The sequence below is a fragment of the Bacteroides sp. AF39-16AC genome, from assembly GCF_003602735.1.
GTDB classification, from domain to species: domain Bacteria; phylum Bacteroidota; class Bacteroidia; order Bacteroidales; family Bacteroidaceae; genus Bacteroides; species Bacteroides uniformis.
Genome location: NZ_QTLN01000011.1, coordinates 86,023 through 112,266 on the forward strand (window position 1 = coordinate 86,023; position 26,244 = coordinate 112,266).

Below are 26,244 nucleotides of genomic sequence, written 5' to 3' on the forward strand. Positions count from 1 at the left end.
AGTTTTGTTTATCTTTGCACCCGCAATTATCAATCGCCTTGCAACGATTGTCTGGAATTATCATATTATGAAACAGAAACGAATACCATTGGTGGGCAGACAATACCTTGTGCCCTTCATTTTGATTACCTCTCTTTTCTTTTTGTGGGGATTTGCCCATGCCATTCTGAATGTACTGAACAAGCACTTTCAAGAGATACTGGATATCACGAAGACACATTCGGCCTTTATACAGATGACGATGTATATGGGATACTTCATCATGGCCATTCCTGCAGGACTTTTCATCAGTCGCTTCGGATATCGCCGGGGTGTGGTATTCGGTCTGTTGCTCTACGGCATCGGTTCGCTGCTCTTTATCCCCGGGCAGCATTATCTGTCTTTTAATCTTTTCTTGTTTGCATTGTTCGTGATAGGTTGCGGACTGACGTTTCTTGAAACTGCCGCCAATCCTTATGCCACAGAATTGGGCGCAAAGGAAACTGCTGCCAGCCGACTGAATTTCGCACAATCCTTCAATGGTCTGGGATGTATCTGTGCACCGGTACTGGCTGGACTGCTACTCTTCTCGAAGGATGGGCAGACGGGCTCGGGTAATGTCGCATTGCCCTATATCTGCATGGGGGTAATTGTGTTGCTGGTAGCGCTGGTCTTTTCAAGAATCAAGTTGCCCGAGATTGAACATAGTGTGGAGGTGGACGAAGCTGGTAATAAGGTCGGATTGTGGTCACACCGGCTTTTCATTTTCGGGCTGATAGCCTTGTTTGCCTATGAGGTCGGCGAGATTTCCATCAACAGCTTCTTCATCAACTACGTGGTGGAGCAGAATTGGATGAATGCCCGCGAAGCTTCCGTAGTGCTTTCTTTCGGTGGACTGGGATTATTTATGTTGGGACGTTTTGCCGGTAGCTGGATTATGGGACGTGTGCGTGCCGAGAAAATGTTGTTGGTGTGTGCTACGGGGACAGTAGTGACTACTTCGTTGGTACTGCTGAATGTAGGGATGATATCGCTTGCTGCTCTGTTGTGCGGATATGCGTTTGAGGCTATTATGTTTCCCACGATTTTTGCCCTTTCCTTGCGCGGGCTGGGCAACCATACCAAGAGGGCTTCTTCTTTCTTGATGATGTCTCCCGTGGGAGGCGTGGTAGGTCCGCTGTTGATGGGACTGGTGGCAGACCATACGACGATGGTGTGGGCGTTCATCGTACCGCTGGTTGCCTATTGCGTGGTGTGGGCATATGCCCGCAAGATGGTGTCCGTCTCTACCGCTTCTTCAATATAGAAGGAAGCCTGCGACTCCGGCAAGGATTATCAGTAAGATAGGGTGGAGGTCCCACTTCCACGTCACGCCGAAAGCGGCTGCAAAGATAAGTATGCTTTTGTAATCTATGAAATTTTCCTTGTTCATCAGCAATAGGGCAGCAGCAGCTATCAATGATACGGACATGGGCAGCAGTCCCGACATTGCCGCCTTGATGTATTTGTTGTCCTTGCATTTCACGAAGAAGTAAGAGATGAGCAATACCAGGATGAACGAGGGAAGACATACTGTAATGGTGGTCACGACAGCTCCCCACACGCTTTGAGTAACTGCATAGCCCACATAGGTGGCACTGTTGATGCCTATCGGACCAGGCGTCATCTGCGAGATGGCCACTACGTCCGTGAATTGTTGTAGGGTGAGCCAGTGATGGTGGTCCACCACCTCATATTGGATGAGGGACAACATGGCGTAACCGCCTCCGAAACCGAACATTCCGATTTTTAGATATACCAATATCAGCTGCCAATAAATCATATCTGTAATTTTCTCAGTTTATCTTTTAACCATAATGTATAGAGCATTCCTCCTGCAATTCCTGCAAGGACAATGTATACGGGGGATAGCCCGAATTGCCAGATGAGTATGGTGGCGATGGCTGGAAGCACCAGTTGCCAATACTTCAGCTTCAGTGCCCGTGCAGCCGAAATGCAGGGTATCACAATCAGTGCGACTACTGCCGGACGGATACCGTTAAAGATGCGTATCATCACCTGGTTGTCCTGAAAATGAGCGAAGAACATGGCTATCAGCATCATGATGACAAAAGAGGGGAGGATTGTGGCAAGTGCACACACCAGGCTACCTTTTACTTTATGCAGCTTGTAGCCGACGAATATGGATATATTGACAGCAAAAACACCGGGAAGTGACTGGGTCAACGCAAACATTTCCATGAAATCTTCTTTACTCATCCATCTCTTTTTTACGATTTCCCGTTCAATGAGAGGTATCATAGCGTATCCGCCACCGATAGTGAACATTCCTATCTTGGCAAAGGTCATAAAAAGCAGTAAATATTTCATTATTTCTCTTCGGGTGACTTTCTTTTGCAAAGAAACCCAAATTAATCAACATATACAAATTAGGGGGATAATATTTATTTATTAATATTTTATATTGCAGGGCTATATTCTTAAATCTATTTAAAAGGAGAATATTCCGTCGTAAATAAGCTTTATCTTTAACACGTAATTACAAATAATATAAATGTAGATATGATACAGATAGTGCAATTACATGGTACGGATAAAAAGCTGTACGAGCTTGTAGCCCCTTTGGTTATGAGCCCGGAAGTGCTGAAACAGAACTACAATTACCCTTTCCGGACATCGGAAGAGTACGAGTGGTTTGTTGCTCTGGATAATAAACATGTTGTAGGTTTTGTGCCGGTGGAGCACAAGAAGTATGAATGTGTCATCAACAACTATTATATTAAGGAAAGGAATGTTGACACGCTAAAATTGCTTCTGGAAAAGGTACTTGAGAAGCAGGGCGAGGAGAGTAGTCTGACGGCTGTTAGCTTTGTTGAAGATAGGGATGTCTTCAGCGAGCTGGGCTTTTTGGAAGACAAGGTATGGACCCGTTATGTGAAAATGAAGAAAAACTGATAATTATGGCTGCACCCAAAAATGTGTATGAACTGGCGCAAGAACGTCTTGATGTGATTTTTAGGGAATTTGACACGATATGCGTCTCTTTTTCGGGAGGAAAAGATAGTGGAGTGTTGCTGAATTTGTGCATAGACTATATCCGCCGGAACCGGCTGAACCGTAAACTGTGTGTATTCCATATGGACTATGAGATACAGTACAGCATGACCATTGATTATGTGGACCGGGTATTGGAGGCGAATAAGGATATATTGGAGGTGTATCGTGTTTGTGTGCCTTTCCGTGTAACGACTTGTACGTCGATGTACCAGAGTTACTGGCGTCCGTGGCAGGAGGATTTGGAGGACATTTGGGTAAGGAAGATGCCGAAAGGCTGCCTCACTAAAGAGACGTTTCCTTTCTACACTCCCGAAATGTGGGATTATGAGTTCCAGATGCACTTTGCCAAATGGCTGCATGAGAAGAAGGATGGAGTGCGTGCCTGCTTTCTCATAGGCATCCGTACGCAAGAGAGTTTTAACCGCTGGCGCAGCATCCATCTGAACCGGAAGTATCAGATGTACCACAATTACCGCTGGACCTCGAAGATAGGCAATGACATTTTCAATGCTTATCCCATTTATGATTGGAAGACGACGGATATCTGGACGGCCAATGGCAAATTCGGCTTTGACTATAACCATTTGTATGACCTATATTATAAAGCCGGAGTCAATATCGAACGCCAGCGTGTGGCAAGCCCTTTTCTTTGTGAGGCACAAGAGAGCCTGAAGCTGTATCGTGTCATCGACCCGAATACTTGGGGAAGAATGATAGGGCGGGTCAACGGGGTGAACTTTACCGGTATTTACGGAGGGACGCGTGCTATGGGGTGGCAGACGGTCCGACTGCCCGAAGGGTATACGTGGAAAGGCTTTATGCAGTTCCTGCTTTCCACCTTGCCGGAAGAGACCCGGAGGAACTACTTGAAAAAGCTTACCGTCAGCATTGAATTCTGGCGTACAAAAGGGGGCTGTCTGGCTGACGAGACCATCCAGAAGCTGAGGGATGCAGGAGTGTCCATTGAAGTGATAAATACCACGAATTACAAGACAAACAAGAAGCCGGTGCGCATGGATTATCTGGATGATATTGACATCGCGGAATTCCGGGAAATTCCCACTTATAAGCGGATGTGCATATGCATCCTGAAGAATGACCATGCCTGCAAGTACATGGGTTTTGCCTTGAACAAGGAAGAGGCATACAAAAGAGACAAGATAATGGAACAATTCAAAAATATGATGTTATGAGCGTAGATAAAAGTCCGGTATATAATGTAAAGGCAATTCCAATAGAGAAAATACAAGCAAACGATTACAATCCGAATGTAGTGGCACCGCCCGAAATGAAGCTTCTGGAGCTTTCCATCTGGGAAGATGGTTTCACCATGCCTTGTGTCTGTTACTATGATGAGGAAGAGGATAACTACATCCTGGTGGACGGTTACCACCGTTATCAGGTGTTGAAGACATCCAAAAGAATTTATCAGCGCGAAAACGGGTTGCTTCCCGTGGTCGTGATTGACAAGGAACTTTCCAACCGTATGGCGTCCACTATCCGTCATAATCGTGCCCGTGGTACGCATAATATCGAGTTGATGTGCCATATTGTTGCGGAATTGGACAGAGCCGGTATGTCTGATGAATGGATAATGAAGAATATCGGAATGGATCGCGACGAAGTGTTGCGTTTAAAGCAAATTTCGGGTCTGGCAGACTTGTTTGCGAACAAGAACTTCAGCATTCCGGATAAGAAAGAAGAGTATGTGGCGGATAAATAAATGAATATTTCAGGGGTGGATTTTTTAATCTGCCTCTTTATATTCATTAACAAGTGAAATATTTCGTTGCAAACTTGCATAATTTAGTCAAATCGCCTACATTTGTCAGCATCAAAACAAACAGAATAGGTCCTATGTGCTTTAAGGCACTATAAAAAACATTACATGAAGAAAATTTTGGTTAGTGGCGGTGCTGGTTTTATAGGTTCTCATCTTTGTACCCGATTGATAAACGACGGGCATCAGGTGATTTGTCTGGATAATCTTTTCACCGGTTCGGAAGGAAATATCACTCATCTGAAGAGCAATCCCCGCTTTGAATTTGTACTGCATGATGTGGAAACCCCTTATGAGGCAGATGTGGACGAAATCTATAATCTGGCTTGTCCTGCTTCTCCCATCCACTACCAATATGATGCCATTAAAACCATCAAGACTTCTGTATTGGGCGCCATCAATATGCTGGGACTGGCCAAAAAGACGAATGCCAAGATATTGCAGGCTTCTACCAGCGAAGTGTACGGTGACCCCGTTATTCATCCCCAAGTGGAAAGTTATTGGGGAAATGTAAATCCAATTGGCCTCCGTTCTTGTTATGATGAAGGGAAGCGTTGTGCCGAGACATTGTTTATGGACTATCACCGCCAGAATGGAGTGCGGATCAAGATTATCCGTATATTCAATACGTACGGTCCTCGGATGTTGCCGAATGACGGACGGGTGGTTTCCAATTTCGTGGTTCAAGCATTGCAGAACCAGGATATTACAATATATGGTTCGGGTAATCAGACGCGAAGTTTCCAATATGTAGATGACTGTATAGAAGGTATGGTGCGGATGATGAACACGGAGGACGATTTTATCGGTCCGGTAAACTTGGGAAATCCGAATGAATTCTCCATATTGGAACTGGCGGAAAAGGTCATTAGGCTGACGAATTCCAAGTCGAAACTGATTTTCAAGCCACTGCCTCATGATGATCCCAAACAGCGTCAGCCGGACATCACTCTGGCAAAGGAAAAGTTGGGCTGGGAACCGACTATAGAGCTGGAAGAGGGTTTACAGTATATAATAGAGTATTTTAAGGAATATCGTTCCTAACTAAATAGTAATTTTGATAACGGGAAAAACAATATAGAAAGATGAACATGGAAATAAATCCTTCCGAATACAAGATTCTCATCGTTGACGATGTGATGTCAAACGTTTTATTGTTGAAAGTGCTTTTGACAAATGAGAAATTCGCGATTGCTACTGCAAGTAACGGGCGGCAAGCGTTGGAACAGGTGGAAAAGGAAAATCCTGATTTGGTTTTGCTTGACGTAATGATGCCGGACATGAGTGGTTTTGAAGTAGCTCAACATTTAAAGTCAAATCCGAATACAGCTGATATTCCAATCATCTTTCTGACCGCACTGAATAGTACGGCAGATATTGTGAAGGGGTTTCAGGTTGGCGCGAATGACTTCATCTCTAAGCCTTTCAATAAGGAGGAATTGATTATCCGTGTTACCCACCAAATATCTTTGGTAGCTGCCAAACGGTTGATTTTGAGTAAGACGGAAGAACTGCAACGTACTATTGCCGGGCGTGACAAGCTTTATTCGGTGATTGCCCATGACTTACGTTCTCCGATGGGATCCATCAAAATGGTGCTGAATATGCTGATATTGAACTTGCCATCTGAGAAAATTGGCGCCGAAATGTACGAGCTTCTGACGATGGCTAATCAGACTACGGAGGATGTGTTTTCATTGCTGGATAACCTGCTGAAATGGACAAAGAGTCAAATCGGTAAGTTGAACGTGGTTTATCAGGATGTGGACCTCGTCGAAGTGACAGACGGTGTCATTGAGATTTTCAGTATGGTGGCAAGCCTGAAGAAGATAAGAATCCGCGAGATGAAACCGGAAAAAATGATGGTCAACGCTGATATTGACATGCTGAAGACAGTGGTCCGTAACTTGTTGAGTAATGCCATTAAGTTCAGTAAGGAGAACTCAGAGGTACTGGTGAAGATGGAGGAAGTAGATGGTATGGCAGTTGTCAGCGTCCAGGATTATGGCTGTGGCATCAGCGAGGAGGGGCAGAAGAAGTTGTTGCATACTGATACGCATTTCAGCACGTTCGGCACGAACAACGAAGAAGGCTCGGGACTGGGCTTGTTGCTATGCAAGGATTTTGTCGTGAAGAATGGCGGTAAACTGTGGTTTACTTCCAAGGAAGGCGAAGGCTCCATATTCAGCTTCTCTATTCCGGTGAAGAAGTGATAACGAAGAAAATAGAACGGATGGTCCGTTGAAGTAAAACAGACCATCCGTCAGACTCAAATAGACCGTCTGTTACGGTCGTGCAGACCATCTGTTTCTTATGAACGGATGGTCTGTTTTTTTATCTCTATCTCTTACACAGACTGCGGAAATCGCAATATTCACATTTCCGGGTATCCTCTGTTTGGCTGAATGTTTCTTCTTGGCTGAATATCTCCTGCAGGAGTCCGTGCAGCCGTTCGCGAAACTCGTCTTCGAAGAAAGCGAAGTTGTTGACCGGTACCTTGGGTTGTCGTGGCGCTCCCATTTCGATGACCGGGGAGTAGCTTTCGGAAGCTGCCCGGTGGATGTAAAGTAGGGAAGGGGCTACCTTCAGCGATTGCTTGCGGCAGAGGATGGCGGCGTACAGAAACGTCTGGAAAATATAGTTGGGACGGTTGTCGGCGGGAGTAAACAGTTGTTCTATATTTTCAGGAGTCTTGGGAGTACCGCCTGTCTTGTAGTCCACGATACGTAGCGTGTCTCCTTTGCTGTCCAGGCGGTCGATGGTACCGCCTATCTGTAAGGCAAGCTTTCCTTGCGGAGTATCTATTTCCATCATTTCTCTGACGTCCTGTTCCATACCCTCCATACGGAACGGGGCATATTGCAGGTCATTGCGCAGAAGCTGGCGCAGGTAAGAGGCAATGACTTTGGAATGGATAAGCTGCGTACCGTTATATTCCGGTTGCTCCGTAAGGGGCACATGGAAGAACTTTTCTTTAAAAGCATTGTCCACATAGGCTTGCAGGCGGACATCGTCTTTCAGTAACTGTTCCAGGTCTTCTTTACGTATTTCCCGTCCGTTGGTTGTCAGTTCGTTGTACACCAGTTCGGCAGAACGGTGGAAGATGGTGCCGAAGAGGGTGGAGTCTATTTCGGCGCTTACTTCATCGAGAGCCTTCAGGCCGGCTACGTATCGGTAGTAGAATTTCAGCCGGCAGTCCAGATAGGCATTGAGGGCGGAGGGGGAGAAGAACGCTTGGGGACATCGGTGGATGTCGTAGGCGTCGAACATCTGTTGCAACATCTCCGGTGTCTTGTGAATCTCAATTTCCAGGGCTTGTTGTGGAGATTGTCCGGCTTCAAGGTACTCAAGGGAGATGTTGTGCGGCGACTCTACCAGGAATTGCAGCATGAAGCGGGACATCTCCCCGCGGTTCAGTCCGTCCGAAGAGATGTTATATAATAAGGTGACGTTTTCTGCCCGTTGGATGAGGCGGTAGAAGTAGTAGGCATAGACGGCATTCTTGTGTTCTATGGTGGTCATGCCGAAGGCCTTCCTCAGGTTGTAGGGAATGAAGGAGGAGTCGCCTCCGGCTTTGGGCAATTGCCCTTCGTTGAGGGAGAGCATGATGAGGTTACGGAAATCGAGGTTACGCGTTTCCAGCACACCCATTACTTGCATGCCGATGGCGGGCTCTCCGTGGAAGGGGATGTTGGCAGAGGTAAGCAGCCGGTTCAGCAGTCGCTTCAGCGTGTCTGTGCGCACGCCACTCAGTTCGCCGGTCTCTATCAGACTGAGCAGGCGATTGACGAGGGTGTAGCTTTTGAACAGAGACTCGCGGTACAGCTGGTTGAAGATGTCTTCCACGTCTTTTTCCTGGCGGTAGAGGACGGCCACTTCGCGAAGCAGTTCGGTGAGGTAGCTGCATAGGGCGGCAATGCCGTTCTGTGGTGTAAAGACTTGTTCAAGAAATGCGTCCTGCTTCAGCTCCGAGGGAAGGGGATAGAAGCGGTTGTCCTGCGTAAGCCGTCTTTCCAGTACTTCGGCATGGGAGGAAAGCTGCCGGGTATAAGGATGTTTCAGCAGGGTGAGTACGGTCTCGTAAGTATATCGTCCGGTACCTGCATGGTAGCCGGTAGTCTGTAGCTCTACAAGGGCGTTGATAAAACTGTACACCGGAGTTTGGGCAAGGGGAAATCCCATTGTGATGTTGACGTTCTTTACCTCTGCCGGAATGGAGTGGAGGACGGGAAGCAGTAGGGATTCGTTGCAAAGGACAACGGCAGTGTCTTTGAATGAAGAAGGGGTTCTTAATTCTTCATTCCCCCTAATCCATTGCGGCAAGTAGCGGGCTTGTGCATTTTCGGTAGAAGCGGAGATAAAGCGTACGTTCTTGGGTTTCCGCAGTACATCAAAAGAAGTTTCGGGCAGTTGGTTGGGAAACAGCTTTAGGTTGCGGAGGATGAATTCGCCTGCTTCGTGGGTATAGGGCGGCTTTTGCTCAAGGGGAAGACGGGTGTAGAACACGTCGTAATCCCAATAGAACATTGCTTTTCCGGCATCCTGCAAGAGCTGGAAGAAACGGGTTTCTACTCTATTCAGCACGTTGAAGCCGACAAATACATAGCGGTCGTAGCGCAGTCGGTCGGTGTCGAGTTGCTCCATGACATTGCGGTACATCATGCCTTCGTAGGCGATGCCCAGTTCTGTAAGATTGCGGCGGTAGTGGCGGTAGATGTCGCCCAGTTTATCCCAGAGGGAGATGAATTTGGCTTTCAGCTCCGTGCGCTTTTCTATGGAAAAGTTCTGGAAGAACTGGCGGATGGCTTCTTCTTGTTCTTGGTCGAGGAAGTCGTAATTGTCCATAATGTTCTTCAGTTCTTGCAGGTTGCTGAAGAGTTTGTCGGCATCTACAAGGTTTTTGTCTACGTCATCGAAATCGCTGATGAGCAGTTCTCCCCAGAAGTAGAAGTCATCCAGAGTTTCTTCGCTGCGGGTCTCTTCGCGGAACACCTTATACAGTTCGCATACCAGGCGGATAGGGTCACCGGACTTCAATGGAGAGAGTTGCCGGAACAGTTCGCTGATGCTGACGTAGGCAGGCGACCACAAAGGGCGGTCCGTTTCAGCTGCCAGATATTCGTTGAAGAACAGACTGGCACGTTTGTTGGGGAAAACGATGGCGGTGCGCGAGAGGTCGTTTCCTATTTTGGCGTAAAGGTCGCGGGCGACCAGTTGGAGGAATGTTTCCATGATTTAGTTGATAATTGATAATTAATAGTGGATGGGGAGTGAGTTATACCGGTTCTATGTTGTTCTCCTCTACATACCACAAGTAACCCCGTATATTTTCTGCGACATACCCCATGCGGACCAGCAGTTGCATGTATCCCTGCACCTGCTTGTTGTACTTCTTGTTTGGCTTTCCGAACTTGAAGTCCACCACTACGATTTCTTCGCCACGCATCATCACGCGGTCCGGGCGGCGTGTCCGCAGTTCACCGTTTTCCTGCCAGATGATGTCGCATTCATTGAATAGCTGCCACGTTCCTGAATACCAGTCCTTGACTTGAGGCAGGGAGAAAGCGCGTTGGGTGAGATTGCGTATTTCTTCTTCCGTCTCACTCCGTCCAATCACACCTTCAAAGACGAGCTGGCTGATGGCATTGTCAATGTCTTTTTCCGTTTCGATGGCAGAGAATAGGGTATGCAGCAAACGTCCCCGGTTGATGAAGCGCTGGCTGGACTCTGCTTCGTCCACTCCTGCTATGAAGTCTGCCGAACGGTTGGATTGCCGGAACTCGATGTCGTGGAGCATGCTCTCCATGTGGACGGGCAGTTTGACCGGCTTTTGCGAAAGTCTGTTGACTGGTTGCTGTTCGTAAACCTCAGGTTTACGTTCGCAGTATAGAGGTTTCTGTTCGTAGTATAGAGGTTTAGCTTCGTCGTTAGCAGGGTTGTCTGCGTCATGCTGTGAGACGGGGACGGGGGAAGGGCAAATCTTGCCGTTCTCATATATGGAAGCCTCTTCGTCCCAACTGCCTGCTCCGTCTTTGGCTATGTGGGGCAGGGTGTTGGCAAGGAGTTCGGATATGGTTCCCTTCTGTTCCTTCCGGCTCCAGAGGATGAGGTTCTTGCCGGCACGGGTAAAGGCCACGTACAGCAGATTCAGATTGTCTACCCACAGCTGAAGACGTTCGTGCAGATAGTCCTGCCGATATATGGATTCCGCCATGGTGGTGGAATAGTTCACCGGTACTAAGCTGATGGCATTATAAGGCTCTTCCGGTGGGGCGCACCACACCAGCTGGTTGTTGGTTTCGTTCTCCAGCTTCCAGTCGCAGAAGGGAATCAGTACGGTATGGAATTCCAGTCCTTTGGACTTGTGGATGGAGAGGATGCGTATGCCGTCCATCTCACCGCTGGGGATGGTTTTGCTGCAAAGGGTTTCGTCCCAGTAGCGGATGAAGCTGGCCAGTTCGGAAGAATTGCTTTGCAGATACTCCGTCACAGCATCGAAGAAGGAGAAGAGGTAGGCATCCTGCTTTTCAATGCGGCTCATGCCGAAGATGCTGAACAGTTCTTCCAGTAACTCATACAAAGGCATCAAGCGCAGCGTTTCCCGTCGGGAGGTAAAGGTTTCGGGCAGGGGAGTGGCTATGATGAATCCCGACTGCTCGTCATTTGTCATTTGTAATTTGTAATTCTCCATCAGCGCAGCCTCCGCAATCTTGTTCTCCGGATTCGATAGGCAGCGCAGGGCATCCATCAGCATGCAGATGGCAAGAGAGGCATCCAGACGGAAAGCTTCGTCGGACACGACAGAAAGATGCAGTTCTTTGTCAAAATAGTCGGCTATCGGCGGGATATTCTTGTTCTTGCGGACAAGGATGGTGATATCATTCAGTGTTACGCCCTCTTCCAGCAGCCGTTGCACCTCTTCTCCTAAAGCGAGAAGGGTCTGCTCTGTATAGTTGTGTTCATCGTCCGGTTCCAGGAAGGTGGCTTTTACGTAGCCGTACTCCGTGCTCTTGGGCGATTCCTGCACTACGTCGGCATAAGCGCGTTTCAGGGGTAGGCAATCCTCTTTCAGTTCGTTCAGGTGTAATGCATTGAGGTAGTCTATGGCAGCGGTAAATACCTGGTTGTTGAAACGGATAATGTTGGTTTCGCTACGCCGGTTTGTTTTTAGGGTTTCCACACGGACGGGGAAGGAGTTTAAGTTTAATTCTTTATTTCCCAAGCTGTTCAGTATTCCCCAGTCCCCGTTCCGCCAGCGGTAGATGGACTGCTTCACATCTCCCACAATCAGACTGTCGGCTCCTTGCGAAAGTCCTTCGAGCAACAGCAGACGGAAGTTGTCCCATTGCATGCGGCTGGTGTCCTGGAATTCGTCAATCATGACGTTGCGTATGTTGGCGCCGATTTTCTCGAAGACGAACGAAGAGTCACCCTCGCGCACCAATTTGTGCAGCAGGGCGTTGGTGTCCGAAAGTAGAAAGCGGTTATGTTCTCGGTTCAGTGTACGTACCTCCTCGTCAATATGGTTGAGGAGTTGTAGTTTGTTGAGATGCTGGAGCGAGAGACGGCAACTGTTCAGGGTGCGGTTGCGTTGCGGACGCATTCTTTCGGCTTCCTGCAGTAGAGGTATCAGGCTGGTTTTTGCCAGACAGATGATGTCGTCCTTTCGTGAGGATGTTTTCGTTGCCCAGTTTTTTGCATCTGCCAGGCTGTTTTGCAGGGTGGCGTTCAGCACATCTTTGTCAGACAGTCTGCCGTCGCGCAGTTTGCGGAAGTAACTGCCGATGCCTCGGGCACCTCCTTTCAAGTCTTCGGGAGTGAGGGCATGCCCTTCCAGTTCGCCTTCAAACTGGTCGTAGAAACTTTTCATCTGTTCCAGAGCCTCGGTTTCCATATCGCGCAGCACATCCCGGTAGAGTTTCAGCGTGTTCGGAGTACGAAGGCATTGCCGTAGTTTTTCTCCGCGTTCTATGTAGCTTTCATCGAAGATGTTTCGTCCGAAACTTTTCACCTCATTCGATACGTTCCAGCGTTTGTCGTCGCGGATGCGCTCGTCGATGTAGTCCAGGAGCCATGCCAGCACGGGAGAAGTGGGGGTAAGCTTCTCGATGAGGCTGTCTACGGCATCACTCAGCACTTCACTGTTGTTCAGCTCTATGTTCAGGTTAGGACTCAGTTCCAGTTCGCGGGCAAGGTTGCGCATCACAGATTGAAAAAAGGAGTCGATGGTTTCCACGCGGAAACGGCTGTAGTCATGCAGCATGTATTGCAGTGCCATGCCGGCCCGTTGACGAATCTCCCCGTCCGTCAATCTGTCCCCGCCTTCTTCTTTAATTTTTAATTTATAATTTTTAATTCTCTCCAAGTATGCTTCGGAAGAAGGTGCTCCCTTCCAGATACCGTAAAGCTGTGTCAGTATGCGCTCCTTCATCTCTGCCGTAGCCTTGTTGGTGAAGGTTACGGCAAGTATCTGCCGGTAGGCGCGTGGATTGATTATCAAATGCTTGATGTATTCCACAGCCAGCGTAAAGGTCTTGCCTGAGCCGGCAGAGGCTTTGTATACTAATAATTCCATGTAAATTGCTGCATTGAGTATGTATCTGCAAACGTACACAAAAATAATGAGAAAAATAAATGCTTTCCTGCTTTCTCTTATAGAAAGAAGTGGGAAGCATCCATTATTGAGGGGCTATGTGTAGGGGCTGTGCTACATTACCGGCGTCTGGAAAAGAAATACAAATCCTTTGCTGTCTTTCAAATCCTTTATGGCATCTCCGGCATAGATTTCTCCGTTTGTCAGTGAGAGTTTCTTGATTCCTGCATTCGGGCTAAAATCGATTTTCTTCAGGTCGAGCCAGAACAAGTTAGGGGTCAGTGTGGACTCAAAATAATATACTTTGTTCTTCTGGTCGGATACAGAACGCCAACGGGTGGAGGAGATATGGGGCTTGTCCGGTGTGGTGATACCGAACGGTACAGAAACATTGCGCATTACGCTCAATACACTGGGTACAGCAATCTTTGCATCCGCTGTTTGCGGAATGGCATTGATGTAGAACGATGCGCGTACAAAGCGGTCACTGGAGCGGTTGGTTCCCGGCAACATATTCAGTCCGCCTACCTCTTTCCAATAGTCGTTGATAGCCAGCTGGAGTTCATATTTGGGAGAGTTGGTCATTACTTGATACTGCTTGCCTTCATGTATCTCAAGGTTTCCGTCTATGTATTCCAGGATAGCCGTGTTTCCGGTTTCATCTGTGATGGCCAGATGCAGGGTGGAAGCGGCTCCGTTGGGCAGGTCTGGTGCATCAATGCGGAAGGATTCTTTTTTCAGTTCATCCACAGCTTCGCGTACGGTTGCAAAATTGTCGAGTACGTATTGCGTCCAGATACTGATGCCCATAATCGGGCGGTTGTCTCCCGGGCGGTGGTAAACGGACTCCGGAAGGAAGAGCAGGCTGGCAACCAGACCTTTCTCGTTCATACCGTCGCAGGTACCTATGTCATAACCGGCGGCAATGACGCTACCGTACTTGGAAGTCCAGTTCACTGTATTCCCTTTGTTGTAGCCTGCCCTTTGCATGCCTCGTGGGAATACATAGATGTTACTCATAAGGTCTTCTTTCCAGTCCATCGTACGTCCTGTAATGACTGTATTGTCAGGACCGATGTAGGTGGCTCGGGTACACGCTTCTGTTTGTTGCACACTCATGGCGGCTATGGCAGCCAGTGCAACAGCTATTGTCTTTATTGGTTTATTCATCTCGCTTTTGTCTTTATGAATTAATACTCTGTTTCATAGAATAACAAAAGGAGGGGAGTATAGTTTGAGAAAAAGAGGGGAAATCCCTTACTCGTCTTTTTCTTTCAGCAATTCCTCCATCTTCAGCACCTCGTCCCGATACTGTGCGGCTTCGATAAAATCGAGTTTCTTGGCAGCCTCCTGCATAAGCTTCTTGGTACGTTCGATACTCTTTTCCAGTTGCTTACGGCTCATGTACTGTACTATAGGGTCGGCAGCCATCGTAGATGTACTTTCTTGTTCCACATAGGGGCGGGGAGTGCTGGAAGTGAACTTCTCGCTGCTGAGGACGGCTTCGCCGGAAGCCTCGTTGGTGGCAAACACATTGAGGTTCTTGGCTTTCTTGATTTGCTGTGGTGTGATGCCGTGCTCTTCGTTGTACTTCAACTGCTTCTCGCGACGGCGGTTGGTCTCGTCGATGGTCAGTTGCATGCTGTCCGTTATTTTGTCGGCATACATGATGACCATACCGTTCACGTTACGGGCGGCACGTCCGGCAGTCTGTGTCAGTGAGCGGTGGGAACGAAGGAAACCTTCCTTGTCTGCATCGAGAATGGCAACGAGAGAGACTTCAGGCAGGTCGAGTCCTTCACGCAGCAGGTTGACACCGACAAGTACATCGTAAATGCCCTCGCGCAAGTCACCCATAATCTTCACACGTTCCAAAGTGTCTACGTCGCTGTGGATATAATTACACTTCACGTTGTTGTTCAGCAGATATTCCGTCAGTTCTTCAGCCATTCGTTTGGTGAGGGTGGTGACGAGGGTACGCTCGTTCTTCTCGATGCGTACTTGGATTTCTTCCATCAGGTCGTCTATTTGGTTGTGGCTGGGACGCACCTCAATAATGGGGTCTAACAGTCCCGTCGGGCGGATGACTTGTTCTACTACGATGCCTTCGGATTTCATCAGCTCATAGTCTGCCGGTGTGGCGCTGACGTAAATCACTTGTTTGGCCATCTCTTCGAATTCATCGAATTTCAGCGGGCGGTTGTCCATGGCAGCCGGTAGGCGGAATCCGTACTCCACCAGGTTTATCTTGCGGGCGCGGTCACCTCCGTACATGGCACGTATCTGCGGGACGCTGACGTGGCTTTCGTCAATGACTATCAGGAAATCTTCGGGGAAGAAGTCCAGCAGGCAGTAGGGGCGGGTACCGGCAGCACGCCCGTCAAAGTAGCGAGAATAATTCTCAATGCCGGAGCAATGTCCCAATTCGCGTATCATTTCCATATCATAGGTCACCCGTTCCTGCAAGCGTTTGGCCTCGAATGGGCGGCCTTCGTTTTCAAACCATTGCACCTGCTTGTGAAGGTCATCCTCTATTTCGTGTATGGCACGCAACGTGGCTTCCTTGGTGGTCATGAAGAGGTTGGCGGGATAAATCTTGTAAGCGTCGAACTTGGTGACGGTGACGCCGCTCATAGGGTCTACTTCCTCAATGCTGTCTACCTCGTCTCCCCAAAAGGTGACGCGTAGCAGGTTGTCGGCGTAAGCCAGATAAATGTCCACCGTATCGCCTTTCACGCGGAAATTGCCACGGTTCAGGTCAATGTCGTTGCGTACGTAAAGACTGTCCACCAAGCGTCGCAGGAAGACATTGCGACTGAAATTCTTGCCTTGCTGCACTTCGATGACGTTGTTGTAGAAGTCTGCCGGGTTCCCCATGCCGTAGATGCACGAAACGGAGGATACCACCACTACATCTTTCCTGCCCGAAAGCAGGGCGGAGGTGGCGGCAAGGCGCAACTTGTCTATCTCGTCGTTGATGGCGAGGTCTTTTTCTATATAGGTGTCCGATGATGGCAGGTAGGCTTCGGGCTGATAGTAGTCGTAGTAGGACACATAGTATTCTACGGCATTGTTCGGGAAGAATCCCTTGAACTCGCTGTACAACTGGGCAGCCAGCGTCTTGTTGTGGCTCAATATCAGCGTTGGCTTGTTGATGTTGGCAATGACGTTGGCTATGGTGAATGTCTTTCCGGACCCGGTGACACCAAGCAGTGTCTGTGCGGGAAGTCCCTCGCGCACGCCCTCGGTCAGCTGTGCGATGGCCTCCGGCTGGTCACCGGTGGGTTGGTAGGCGGATGTCAGTTCGAATTTGTTCATTTTCTCTTCTTAGAAGCGGCAATATTCGGTAAAATCTTTGAGATAAACAAAATTTTTTTGTTTACTTTGCAGCTATATTGATAACAACCATTAATAATTGTAATACAACGAAGAACATGATTTGGAATGAAAGCATCGAATGCATGGATCGCGAAAGCCTTCGTAAAATCCAGAGCATTCGTCTCAAAAAGACTGTGGAGCGTGTGTATCATGACACTCCTTTTTATCGTAAGAAAATGCAGGAACTGGGAGTTACTCCCGATGACATAAACAGTATAGATGATATTGTAAAACTGCCTTTTACCACCAAGTACGACTTGCGGGACAATTATCCCTTCGGCCTCTGTGCCGTACCTATGAGCCAGATTGTGCGTATTCATGCCTCTTCCGGCACAACCGGAAAACCCACTGTGGTAGGCTATACCCGAAAAGACCTTTCAGCATGGTCCGAATGCCTTTCACGGGCCTTTACCGCCTATGGTGCCGGTAGCTCAGATATTTTCCAGGTGTCCTACGGTTACGGACTTTTTACCGGCGGACTGGGTGCGCATGCCGGTGCCGAGAATATCGGCGCTTCCGTCATCCCGATGTCCAGCGGCAATACGGAGAAGCAGATTACACTGATGCATGATTTCGGTTCTACCGTACTTTGCTGCACGCCCTCATACGCCCTCTATCTGGCAGATGCCATCAAAGACTCCGGTCTTCCCCGTGAAGAGTTTAAGTTGAAAGTGGGAGCCTTCGGCGCCGAGCCGTGGACCGAAAGTATGCGTCGGGATATTGAAACCAAGCTGGGTATCAAGGCATTTGATATTTATGGGCTTAGTGAGATTGCCGGTCCCGGTGTAGGTTACGAATGCGAGTGCCAGCACGGTACCCACCTCAATGAAGACCATTACTTCCCCGAGATTGTAGACCCGAAGACCCTCGAACCGGTTGCCCCTGGAGAAACCGGCGAATTGGTGTTCACTCACCTTACCAAAGAGGGGATGCCGCTGTTGCGCTACCGTACCAAGGACCTCACCGCCCTGCACTACGATAAGTGCTCCTGCGGACGTACACTGGTTCGTATGGACCGCATCTTGGGACGTAGTGATGACATGCTGATTATCCGTGGTGTCAACGTGTTCCCCACGCAGATAGAGTCCGTTATCCTCGAAATGCCGGAGTTCGAGCCTCACTACCTCTTGCTGGTAGACCGCAAGAACAATACCGACACCATGGAGTTGCAGGTTGAGGTTCGTCCTGAATACTATTCCGACGAAATCAACAAGATGCTGGCTTTGAAGAAGAAGCTCGTAGCCCGCCTGCAGAGCGTACTCGGTCTCGGCGTAGATGTCCGTTTGGTAGAACCGCGCAGTATTGAGCGCAGCGTAGGCAAAGCCAAGCGCGTCATCGACAACCGCAAATTGTAATTGCCAAATTGTAAATTGTAAATTGTCAAATAGTAAATGAACCTATGGTAGCAAAACAACTTTCCATTTTTCTGGAGAACAAGTCCGGCCGCCTCACAGAGGTGACTGAAGTTCTTGCAAAAGAAGGTGTCAACCTTTCTGCTCTATGTATTGCAGAGAATGCCGATTTCGGTATCCTTCGTGGCATTGTTTCCGAACCGGATAAAGCATATAAGGCTTTGAAAAATAATCACTTCGCTGTGAACGTAACGGATGTGGTAGGCATCAGTTGTCCCAATATCCCCGGCTCATTGGCGAAAGTGCTCCGTTTCCTCTCCGATGAAGGTGTCTTCATCGAGTACATGTATTCCTTTGCCAATGGTGAAACGGCCAATGTCATCATCCGTCCCAACGACATGGATAACTGTATCCGTGTATTGACAGAAAAAAAGGTCGATTTGCTGGCGGCAAGCGAACTCTATAAACTGTGAAAACGAAGGATTAGGGAGGAAGGATTAGGAATGAGGGCTATGCAGTTGATAGCACAGTCACTAATCCCTAATCCTTCACCATTCATCCCTAATTCCTGCCCGTTCGTCTGGTTTTTGAAAAATTAAGGCTCGTATCGTTGCTTTATTCGATGCGAACCTCTATCTTTGCGCATTATTTGAACAAAAGTAATGAAGAAGAACATCCTAATAACTCTGCTTGCAGCATTGCTGCTCTCCTCGTGTGGAGAATACAACAAATTGCTGAAAAGCACAGATTACGAATACAAGTACGAAGCGGCAAAAAATTACTTCGCAAAAGGCCAGTACAACCGTGCTGCTACTTTGCTCAATGAATTGATTGCCATTCTCAAAGGTACTGATAAGGCGGAGGAATCCCTCTATATGCTGGGCATGAGTTACTATAACCAAAAGGATTATCAGACTGCTGCGCAGACTTTCATTCAATACTACAACGTTTATCCCCGCGGCACATTCACTGAACTGGCACGTTTCCATGCCGGTAAAGCTCTATATTTGGATACTCCGGAGCCGCGTTTGGACCAATCCGGTACGTATAGTGCCATCCAGCAGTTGCAGATGTTTATGGAATACTTCCCGCAAAGTTCCAAGAAAGAAGAAGCGCAGAACATGATATTTGCCTTGCAGGACAAGCTGGTGATGAAGGAGTATCTGTCTGCAAAACTTTATTATAATATGGGTAATTATCTGGGCAACAACTATCAGGCTTGCGTTATCACTGCGCAGAATGCTTTGAAGGATTATCCCTATACCAACCTACGTGAAGATTTATCCATTCTTATCTTGCGTGCCAAGTATGAGTTGGCTGTGTATAGTGTGGAAGATAGAAGAGCCGAACGTTACCGTGAAGCGGTGGATGAATGTTATGCCTTTAAAAACGAATTCCCTGAAAGCAAGTATACGAAGGAAGCCGACCGAATCTTCAAGGAGTCACAGAAAATGCTGGGCGAGGGAGGCGAAGAACAAGAGTAATTAGTAATTAATAATTTGTAATTAATACTATAGATAAATTTATGGATTACAGAAAGACAAATGCTCCTACTACTACGGTGACCCGTGATATGATGGAGTTGTGTGAGGATACCGGTAATGTATACGAAAGCGTAGCGATTATCGGAAAACGTGCCAACCAGATTAGTGTGGAAATCAAGAACGACCTTTCCAAAAAGCTTGCTGAGTTTGCCTCTTACAATGACAATCTGGAAGAAGTGTTCGAAAACCGGGAACAGATTGAGATTTCCCGCTATTACGAAAAACTGCCGAAGCCGACATTGATTGCAACACAAGAGTATGTGGAAGGTAAGATTTATTATCGCAATCCGGCTAAGGAAAAAGAAAAATTGCAGTAATGATACAGCGTATTCAATCTGTTTATTTGTTGTTGGTAACCGTCCTGCTGGTTGTGGCCATCTGCATGCCCGTAGGACAGTTCATCGGAGCGGACGGAGTGACGGCGCATGTTTTCAAGCCTCTGGGAGTGGCTTTGGCCGACGGAGGATTTCAGTCTACTTGGGGCTTGTTCGGAATATTGCTGCTCAGTGCACTGGTTGCCTTCTGTACGATATTCCTTTTCCGTAACCGTATGTTACAAATACGCATGACGATTTTCAGCAGCATCCTGCTGATAGGTTACTACATAGCCTTCTGCGTATTTATGTTTATTTTGAAGGGCGATTTGGATGCCACGGCTTTCCAGCTTGGATGGGCGCTTTGCCTTCCGGTGGTAGCCATCATCCTCAACTATCTGGCCTTCCGTGCCATCTACAAAGATGAGGTGATGGTGAAGGCTGCAGACCGTTTAAGAAGATAAGAAGGTTTATCTACTTGATAATAACAAAAGGCAGACCACGTATTTCATTCGGGATACGTGGTCTGCCTTTTTTATCGTTTCTGCTTGGGGTTCAGCCGTTCCCATTATACTGTTCCCATTAGAGGAGATAGTCGTTCCTACGAGTGAAACGGGTGTTTCCCTACAAGCATTACTTCTTCAAGTCAAAGAGATAAGTTACCTTGGCCGTAATGACTCCGTGTGCGGAGCGCGAGAAAAAGTCCTTCTTGGTGCTGCCATAGAAATCGGACAAAGCATAGTAGTATCTTCCTTCTACAATGAAATTGCCTGCCTTGGTGCGTAGTTCTATGCCTGCTCCACCTGCAATGCCGTAGTCGAATTTGTTGTCTATGGCTTTGCCGTGCTGTTCCACGGTGATGTTGGTGTAGGAGTCTGCTACAGTGCCGTCCCAGTCGCCGTCTATCTTTTCGCTGTCGCCAAGCAGGAAGCCTATCTGCGGACCGGCATGGATGAAGAATTGCAGACCGCGGTCCTTGCCGAAGGCCAGATGTGCCAGGAAGGGTATTTCCACATAGTTCATGGTGCGTGTGTAGCTCAGTGTGGGATAGTCCTCATAGTACTCGTCCCAACCGTGCTGCGAGAAGTTCAGCTCGATTTGTGCACCGCAAATCATGCTGAAATATTTCTCGGAGATATATCGGGCTGTCACACCACCGTTGATGCCCATCAGATTCTTCTGCTTGATAGAGGGAGAGAAGCTTACGCTATTCAGATTGATGCCTCCATTGACGCCCACAGCGAAGTTGTGGCGTTGCTCGCCCACCTGCGCATGCAGGGGCAATATACATGCACACATCAGCAGGGCGAATATGATGATTGTTCTCAGGTTCATGCTATAAGTTATAAGTTACAAGCTACAAGCTACGAGTTAATAGTTATATAGTGGATTATCAGATGATTAATCATTAATCCCTAATCATTAATCAAAGTCCAGCTTCACCAGCTCAAAATTCTTGGTGAAGTGCACAAAAAACACTTTCTTGTTGATGAAGCCCCCCCAGTTGTTTACCCGTTGGAACTTGAAGCCGGTCTGGATGGGCACCAGGTCCAGCCCCTGCATGTTCTTCTCGAAGGAAGAGCCATAGTGCGCAAGTCCTTTCAGGAAGAAATAACCGGTATCGAAGCCCAACATGCCGAATTTGGGATAGCGTTCGTCCATCTCCTTGCCATACCATCTGCGGTAGCTCTTGGTGAAGTTGATGGCGGCAGGAAGCAGGTTGTTGGTATAGAAAGAGGAATAGAAATAGGTGTCCAGTTCGAAGAAGGCTTCCAGGTGGTCTTTGGTGTAGGTCTGCCACTCCGGATAGCCGAACAGATGGACACGGCTTTCGGGTTGCTCGCGTACCAACAGCGTCAGTTGGGGAAGTATCTTAATCAATGTCAGGTTGCTGCCGGATGTGGGGATGAAGATATTCTCACGGTCCGTGCGTAATACTGTTTTCAGGGATTCTACAGTGACATCCTCTTTCAGGCTCTTCATCGGGATGGAACGGTTGCGCAGTTCGTCTTTCAGTCCCTTGATGAATTCTGCCTTGTCCTTGGCGCCCTGGCTGGCTTCAATGAAGATGACGTTGGCGTTGGGGAACTGGCGCACAAAGTGGTCGTACACCTCGGAGTACAGATAGGATTGGGGAGTATTTATCTGATAGACCGCCGGATTCTGGAATACCGTGTTGTCTTTCGATGTGAATGGTATCACCAGGCGCGTGTCTTGTTTCTTGGCAAACTCGGCCAGCGGCTTGATGTGCTGTTGGTACAGAGGCCCGAAGATGATGTCCATGTCCTTCATCTCGCTTTTACCCAGGATGGAGTTCAGCGAGGCACTTTCGGGACCCGAATTGTAAGTGTACAAGTCAATGGAAGTGCCGGTACGTTTCAGGCTGTCTACGGCCATCAGCAGGCCTTCGTAGTATTCCACCATACGGGAAGACTCGCTCTTCGATACCCCGTTCAGGAAGGGGAGGATGACGGCAGCCTTGATGGTGCTGAAGCGCTCTGTCTCTTTCCTGTTTTCACGGAATAGCTCGCTGTCGGTAGGCATTGCCTGCGGCTGCGCGCTTTGCTCCGCTTGCGCCTTGGGATAGGGAATGCAGAGGAAGGTTCCCTTCTTTATTTTGTTTTCACCTTTCAATTCCGGGTTGGCGGCTATCAGTTCGGCTTCGCTGATGCCGTATTCACGGCTGATGCTGAATACGGTTTCTTTCCGTTTCACCTTGTGCATGTCACGGCATCGTGACTCTACGGGGCCGGGAATATTGTTGTTGGCAACCACAGTGTTGCTTTGGGTCTCAGCTGGGGCAGTGGTCTCGGCTTCGGCTGTAGAGGGAATGAGGATGACTTGTCCGATACGGAAATTCTCGGCGCTCAGTCCAGGGTTGGCGTCACAGATGGCTTTGGCAGATACGTTGTATTTCACGGTCAGCCGGTAGAGGGTCTCGCCGGATGCGATGGTGTGGTATGTTTCTTTTTGTGCGTTGGCGGCACTGCGGGGGATACGCAGCGTGCGTCCGATGAATATTCTCTCGTCACTGCCGGGATTCAGTTTGATGATGTCTGCCTGGCTGACGCCGTACATGCTGGCGATGGAGTAGAGACTTTGTCCTTTTTCGATGGTATGCAGGAAATAAGATTGGTTCTCTTGTGCCACTGCACCCAGCGTGCATGCGCTGGCAAGCAGCAGGGAGCAGATAATGCGGTTAATCGTTTTCATTCAGTAATCGTTGGTTTATGTTTACAATTTCCCAAAGTAGCTGCAAAGGTACGAATATTGTGGCATTTCTGCCAAAGGATTGCGTTAAGAAATAATATTGTGCATTTCAAAACTGAAAAATAGCGCTTTTCGGCTGGTATTCGGGGGGAAACAGTTATTTTTGCAGTTAAAACGATAGGATAAATTAACATGCAAGAAGAAACAGAATATATCAATGTATATGGTGCGCGCGTGCACAACCTTAAGAATATCGATGCCGAGATTCCCCGTAACAGCCTTACGGTGATTACCGGACTGAGCGGAAGCGGCAAGTCCTCGCTGGCATTCGATACTATCTTTGCCGAAGGGCAGCGCCGCTATATCGAGACTTTTTCGGCATACGCCCGCAACTTCCTGGGGAACCTGGAGCGTCCGGACGTGGACAAGATAACGGGACTGAGCCCGGTTATCTCCATCGAGCAGAAAACCACCAACAAGAATCCGCGCTCCACCGTGGGCACTACCACCGAGGTGTACGATTACCTGCGTCTGCTCTATGCCCGCGCCGGCGACGCCTACTCCTACCTCTCGGGCGAGAAGATGGTGAAGTACACCGAAGAGCAGATACTGGACCTCATCCTGAAAGACTATAAAGGAAAGCGCATCTACATCCTTGCCCCGCTGGTGCGGGGTCGTAAGGGACACTACAAGGAGCTTTTCGAGCAGGTGCGCAAGAAAGGCTACCTCTACGTGCGTGTGGACGGCGAGGTGCGCGAAGCCCTGCCCGGTATGAAGCTGGACCGCTACAAGAACCACGATGTGGAGGTAGTGATAGACAAGCTTGTGGTGGCAGATAAGGACGACACGCGCCTGAAGAACAGCGTAGCCACCGCCATGCGCCAGGGCGACGGGCTGCTGATGATACTCGATGCGCAGACCGACAGCGTGCGCCATTACAGCAAGCGGCTGATGTGTCCCGTGACGGGCTTGTCCTATCGGGAGCCGGCACCGCACAACTTCTCCTTCAACTCCCCGCAGGGCGCATGCCCCAAGTGCAAAGGGCTGGGGGTGGTGAGCCAGATTGACATCGACAAGGTGATTCCCGACCGCGAGCTCTCCATCGCCGGAGGTGCCATCGCACCCTTGGGGAAAGCCAAGAACAGCATGATTTTCTGGCAGATTACCGCCTTGCTGGAGAAGTATGAGGCAACGCTGAAAACTCCGGTGAAGGAGCTGCCGGAGGATGCACTGGACGAGGTGCTCTACGGCTCGGACGAGCGCATCAAGATAAAGAGTTCGCTGATAGGCACCTCTTCCGACTACTTCGTGACGTTTGAGGGTGTCATCAAATACATTCAGATGTTGCAAGAGAAGGATGCTTCTGCCACGGCGCAGAAGTGGGCGGACCAGTTTGCCAAGACTGCCGTTTGTCCGGAGTGCCATGGCGCCAAGCTGAACAAGGAAGCGCTTTCGTTCCGCATCCACGACAAGAACATCTACGAACTGTCCACAATGGACATTAGCGAGCTGTATGACTGGCTATCTGCCGTAGACCCGCATCTCAGCAGCAAGCAGCAGCAGATTGCCGGTGAAATCCTGAAGGAAATCCGTACGCGGCTCAAGTTTTTGCTCGATGTCGGTCTGGATTATCTTTCGCTGAACCGTAGTTCCGTCAGCCTTTCCGGTGGTGAAAGCCAGCGTATCCGCCTGGCTACGCAGATAGGTTCACAGCTGGTGAATGTGCTGTATATATTGGATGAGCCGAGTATCGGCCTGCACCAACGCGACAACCAGCGCTTGATACACTCTTTGAAGGAACTGCGTGACATTGGCAACTCCGTCATTGTGGTGGAGCATGACAAGGATATGATGCTGGCTGCCGATTACGTCATTGATATGGGTCCGAAAGCTGGTCGCCTGGGAGGGGCTGTCGTCTTTGCCGGCACTCCCCGCGAAATGCTCCGGACGCATACGCTGACCTCCCAATATCTGAATGGAGAACGTGCCATCGAGGTGCCTGCCAAGCGTCGCGAGGGCAATGGACACAGTCTGTGGCTGCGTGGCGCCAAGGGTAATAATCTGAAGAATGTGGATGTGGAGTTCCCGCTGGGCAAGCTGATTTGTGTTACCGGTGTTTCCGGTAGTGGCAAGTCCACGCTTATCAACGAGACGTTGCAGCCTATTCTTTCGCAGAAGTTCTATCGTTCACTGCAGGATCCTTTGGAGTATGACAGTATTGAAGGGCTGGAATATATAGACAAGGTGGTGAATGTGGACCAGTCTCCTTTGGGACGAACACCGCGTTCCAATCCTGCTACTTATACCGGTGTGTTTTCCGATATCCGTAATCTGTTTGTCGGTTTGCCCGAAGCGAAGATACGTGGATATAAGGCGGGACGCTTCTCCTTCAACGTCAGTGGCGGACGTTGCGAGGCTTGCCAAGGCAATGGGTACAAGTGCATTGAGATGAATTTCCTGCCGGATGTGTATGTGCCTTGCGAGGTGTGTCACGGCAAACGCTACAACCGAGAGACGCTGGAAGTGCGTTTTAAGGGAAAATCCATTGCCGATGTGCTGGATATGACTATCAACCGTGCGGTGGAGTTCTTCGAGAATGTGCCTCAGATATTGAATAAGATTAAGGTTATCCAGGAAGTGGGATTGGGCTATATCAAGCTGGGACAGTCCTCCACCACGCTCTCCGGAGGTGAGAGCCAGCGCGTAAAGTTGGCTACGGAACTCTCCAAGCGTGATACGGGCAAGACACTCTATATCCTCGACGAACCTACCACCGGACTTCATTTTGAAGATATCCGCGTACTGATGAATGTACTGAACAAACTTGTTGACAAAGGAAACACCGTCATCGTCATAGAGCATAATCTCGATGTCATCAAGATGGCGGACTACATCATTGATATGGGTCCCGAAGGTGGCAAGGGGGGAGGGGAACTCCTCTCCTGCGGAACACCCGAAGAGGTGGCGAAGAGCGAGAAAGGCTATACTCCGAAATTCCTGCGTGAAGAGCTGGGGGATAATTACTAATTACTAATTT

20 protein-coding genes are annotated in these 26,244 nt (G+C 48.8%); 12 read left to right on the forward strand and 8 right to left on the reverse strand.

Annotated features, from left to right (window positions below):
* Positions 1–67: 67 nt before the first annotated feature.
* Positions 68–1,285, forward strand: a complete 1,218-nt coding sequence (locus tag DW039_RS11105) for a sugar MFS transporter (protein ID WP_117703942.1) — start codon at positions 68–70, stop codon at positions 1,283–1,285.
* On the opposite strand, the gene DW039_RS11110 is transcribed toward DW039_RS11105, so the two are convergent.
* Both DW039_RS11110 and DW039_RS11115 read right to left on the reverse strand, forming a co-directional pair.
* A complete protein-coding gene (locus DW039_RS11110; protein WP_120381948.1) occupies positions 1,277–1,801 on the reverse strand; it encodes a chromate transporter in 525 nt (174 codons plus the stop codon). The genes DW039_RS11105 and DW039_RS11110 overlap by 9 nt on opposite strands.
* Positions 1,798–2,349, reverse strand: coding sequence for a chromate transporter (locus DW039_RS11115; protein ID WP_005825383.1), 552 nt, complete (start codon positions 2,347–2,349; stop codon positions 1,798–1,800). Before DW039_RS11115 ends, DW039_RS11110 begins: the two co-directional genes overlap by 4 nt.
* A gap of 192 nt (positions 2,350–2,541) precedes the next feature.
* On the opposite strand from DW039_RS11115, the gene DW039_RS11120 reads away from it, so the two are divergent.
* From DW039_RS11120 to DW039_RS11140, 5 genes are all read left to right on the forward strand, one after another.
* Positions 2,542–2,934: a hypothetical protein gene (locus DW039_RS11120; protein WP_087332530.1), complete on the forward strand. Its 393-nt coding sequence runs from the start codon at positions 2,542–2,544 to the stop codon at positions 2,932–2,934.
* Positions 2,935–2,939: 5 nt separating this feature from the next.
* Positions 2,940–4,229, forward strand: coding sequence for a DUF3440 domain-containing protein (locus tag DW039_RS11125; RefSeq protein ID WP_087332529.1), 1,290 nt, complete (start codon positions 2,940–2,942; stop codon positions 4,227–4,229).
* A complete protein-coding gene (locus tag DW039_RS11130) occupies positions 4,226–4,759 on the forward strand; it encodes a ParB/RepB/Spo0J family partition protein (RefSeq protein WP_016273566.1) in 534 nt (177 codons plus the stop codon). The genes DW039_RS11125 and DW039_RS11130 overlap by 4 nt, the downstream gene beginning before the upstream one ends.
* A 165-nt stretch (positions 4,760–4,924) precedes the next feature.
* Positions 4,925–5,860, forward strand: coding sequence for a UDP-glucuronic acid decarboxylase family protein (locus DW039_RS11135; protein ID WP_005825375.1), 936 nt, complete (start codon positions 4,925–4,927; stop codon positions 5,858–5,860).
* Between the two features lie 41 nt (positions 5,861–5,901).
* Positions 5,902–7,029, forward strand: a complete 1,128-nt coding sequence (locus tag DW039_RS11140; protein ID WP_005836562.1) for a response regulator — start codon at positions 5,902–5,904, stop codon at positions 7,027–7,029.
* A gap of 127 nt (positions 7,030–7,156) precedes the next feature.
* Here the strand turns inward: DW039_RS11140 and DW039_RS11145 are convergent, their stop codons facing one another.
* The 4 genes from DW039_RS11145 to uvrB form a co-directional block, all read right to left on the reverse strand.
* Positions 7,157–10,048, reverse strand: a complete 2,892-nt coding sequence (locus DW039_RS11145; protein ID WP_120381949.1) for a PD-(D/E)XK nuclease family protein — start codon at positions 10,046–10,048, stop codon at positions 7,157–7,159.
* Between the two features lie 43 nt (positions 10,049–10,091).
* Positions 10,092–13,391, reverse strand: coding sequence for an exodeoxyribonuclease V subunit beta (locus tag DW039_RS11150; protein WP_120381950.1), 3,300 nt, complete (start codon positions 13,389–13,391; stop codon positions 10,092–10,094).
* A 132-nt stretch (positions 13,392–13,523) separates the two neighbouring features.
* The gene (locus DW039_RS11155) at positions 13,524–14,579 is read right to left on the reverse strand and encodes a linear amide C-N hydrolase (protein ID WP_120381951.1); all 1,056 of its coding nucleotides are present in this window, start codon (positions 14,577–14,579) and stop codon (positions 13,524–13,526) included.
* Positions 14,580–14,666: 87 nt separating this feature from the next.
* Positions 14,667–16,727, reverse strand: a complete 2,061-nt coding sequence (gene uvrB, locus DW039_RS11160; RefSeq protein ID WP_120381952.1) for an excinuclease ABC subunit UvrB — start codon at positions 16,725–16,727, stop codon at positions 14,667–14,669.
* Positions 16,728–16,843: 116 nt separating this feature from the next.
* On the opposite strand from uvrB, the gene DW039_RS11170 reads away from it, so the two are divergent.
* From DW039_RS11170 to DW039_RS11190, 5 genes are all read left to right on the forward strand, one after another.
* Entirely contained in the window at positions 16,844–18,142 is a 1,299-nt protein-coding gene (locus tag DW039_RS11170; RefSeq protein ID WP_005825361.1) for a phenylacetate--CoA ligase family protein, read from the forward strand.
* A 44-nt stretch (positions 18,143–18,186) separates the two neighbouring features.
* A complete protein-coding gene (locus tag DW039_RS11175; protein WP_061411883.1) occupies positions 18,187–18,612 on the forward strand; it encodes an amino acid-binding protein in 426 nt (141 codons plus the stop codon).
* A gap of 189 nt (positions 18,613–18,801) precedes the next feature.
* On the forward strand, positions 18,802–19,623 hold the full coding sequence (locus DW039_RS11180) for an outer membrane protein assembly factor BamD (RefSeq protein ID WP_005836575.1): 822 nt from the start codon (positions 18,802–18,804) through the stop codon (positions 19,621–19,623).
* Positions 19,624–19,664: 41 nt separating this feature from the next.
* Positions 19,665–20,000, forward strand: a complete 336-nt coding sequence (locus DW039_RS11185; protein WP_005825356.1) for a DNA-directed RNA polymerase subunit omega — start codon at positions 19,665–19,667, stop codon at positions 19,998–20,000.
* Positions 20,000–20,461, forward strand: a complete 462-nt coding sequence (locus DW039_RS11190) for a DUF4293 domain-containing protein (protein WP_005836580.1) — start codon at positions 20,000–20,002, stop codon at positions 20,459–20,461. Before DW039_RS11185 ends, DW039_RS11190 begins: the two co-directional genes overlap by 1 nt.
* A 169-nt stretch (positions 20,462–20,630) precedes the next feature.
* Here DW039_RS11190 and DW039_RS11195 read toward each other — a convergent pair whose 3' ends face one another.
* Both DW039_RS11195 and DW039_RS11200 read right to left on the reverse strand, forming a co-directional pair.
* Positions 20,631–21,332, reverse strand: coding sequence for a porin family protein (locus DW039_RS11195; RefSeq protein WP_016273570.1), 702 nt, complete (start codon positions 21,330–21,332; stop codon positions 20,631–20,633).
* An 87-nt stretch (positions 21,333–21,419) separates the two neighbouring features.
* Positions 21,420–23,210, reverse strand: coding sequence for a LysM peptidoglycan-binding domain-containing protein (locus tag DW039_RS11200; RefSeq protein ID WP_044467627.1), 1,791 nt, complete (start codon positions 23,208–23,210; stop codon positions 21,420–21,422).
* Positions 23,211–23,399: 189 nt separating this feature from the next.
* Between DW039_RS11200 and uvrA the strand changes: the two genes are divergently transcribed.
* Positions 23,400–26,234, forward strand: a complete 2,835-nt coding sequence (gene uvrA / locus DW039_RS11210; protein WP_044467626.1) for an excinuclease ABC subunit UvrA — start codon at positions 23,400–23,402, stop codon at positions 26,232–26,234.
* Positions 26,235–26,244: the final 10 nt, after the last annotated feature.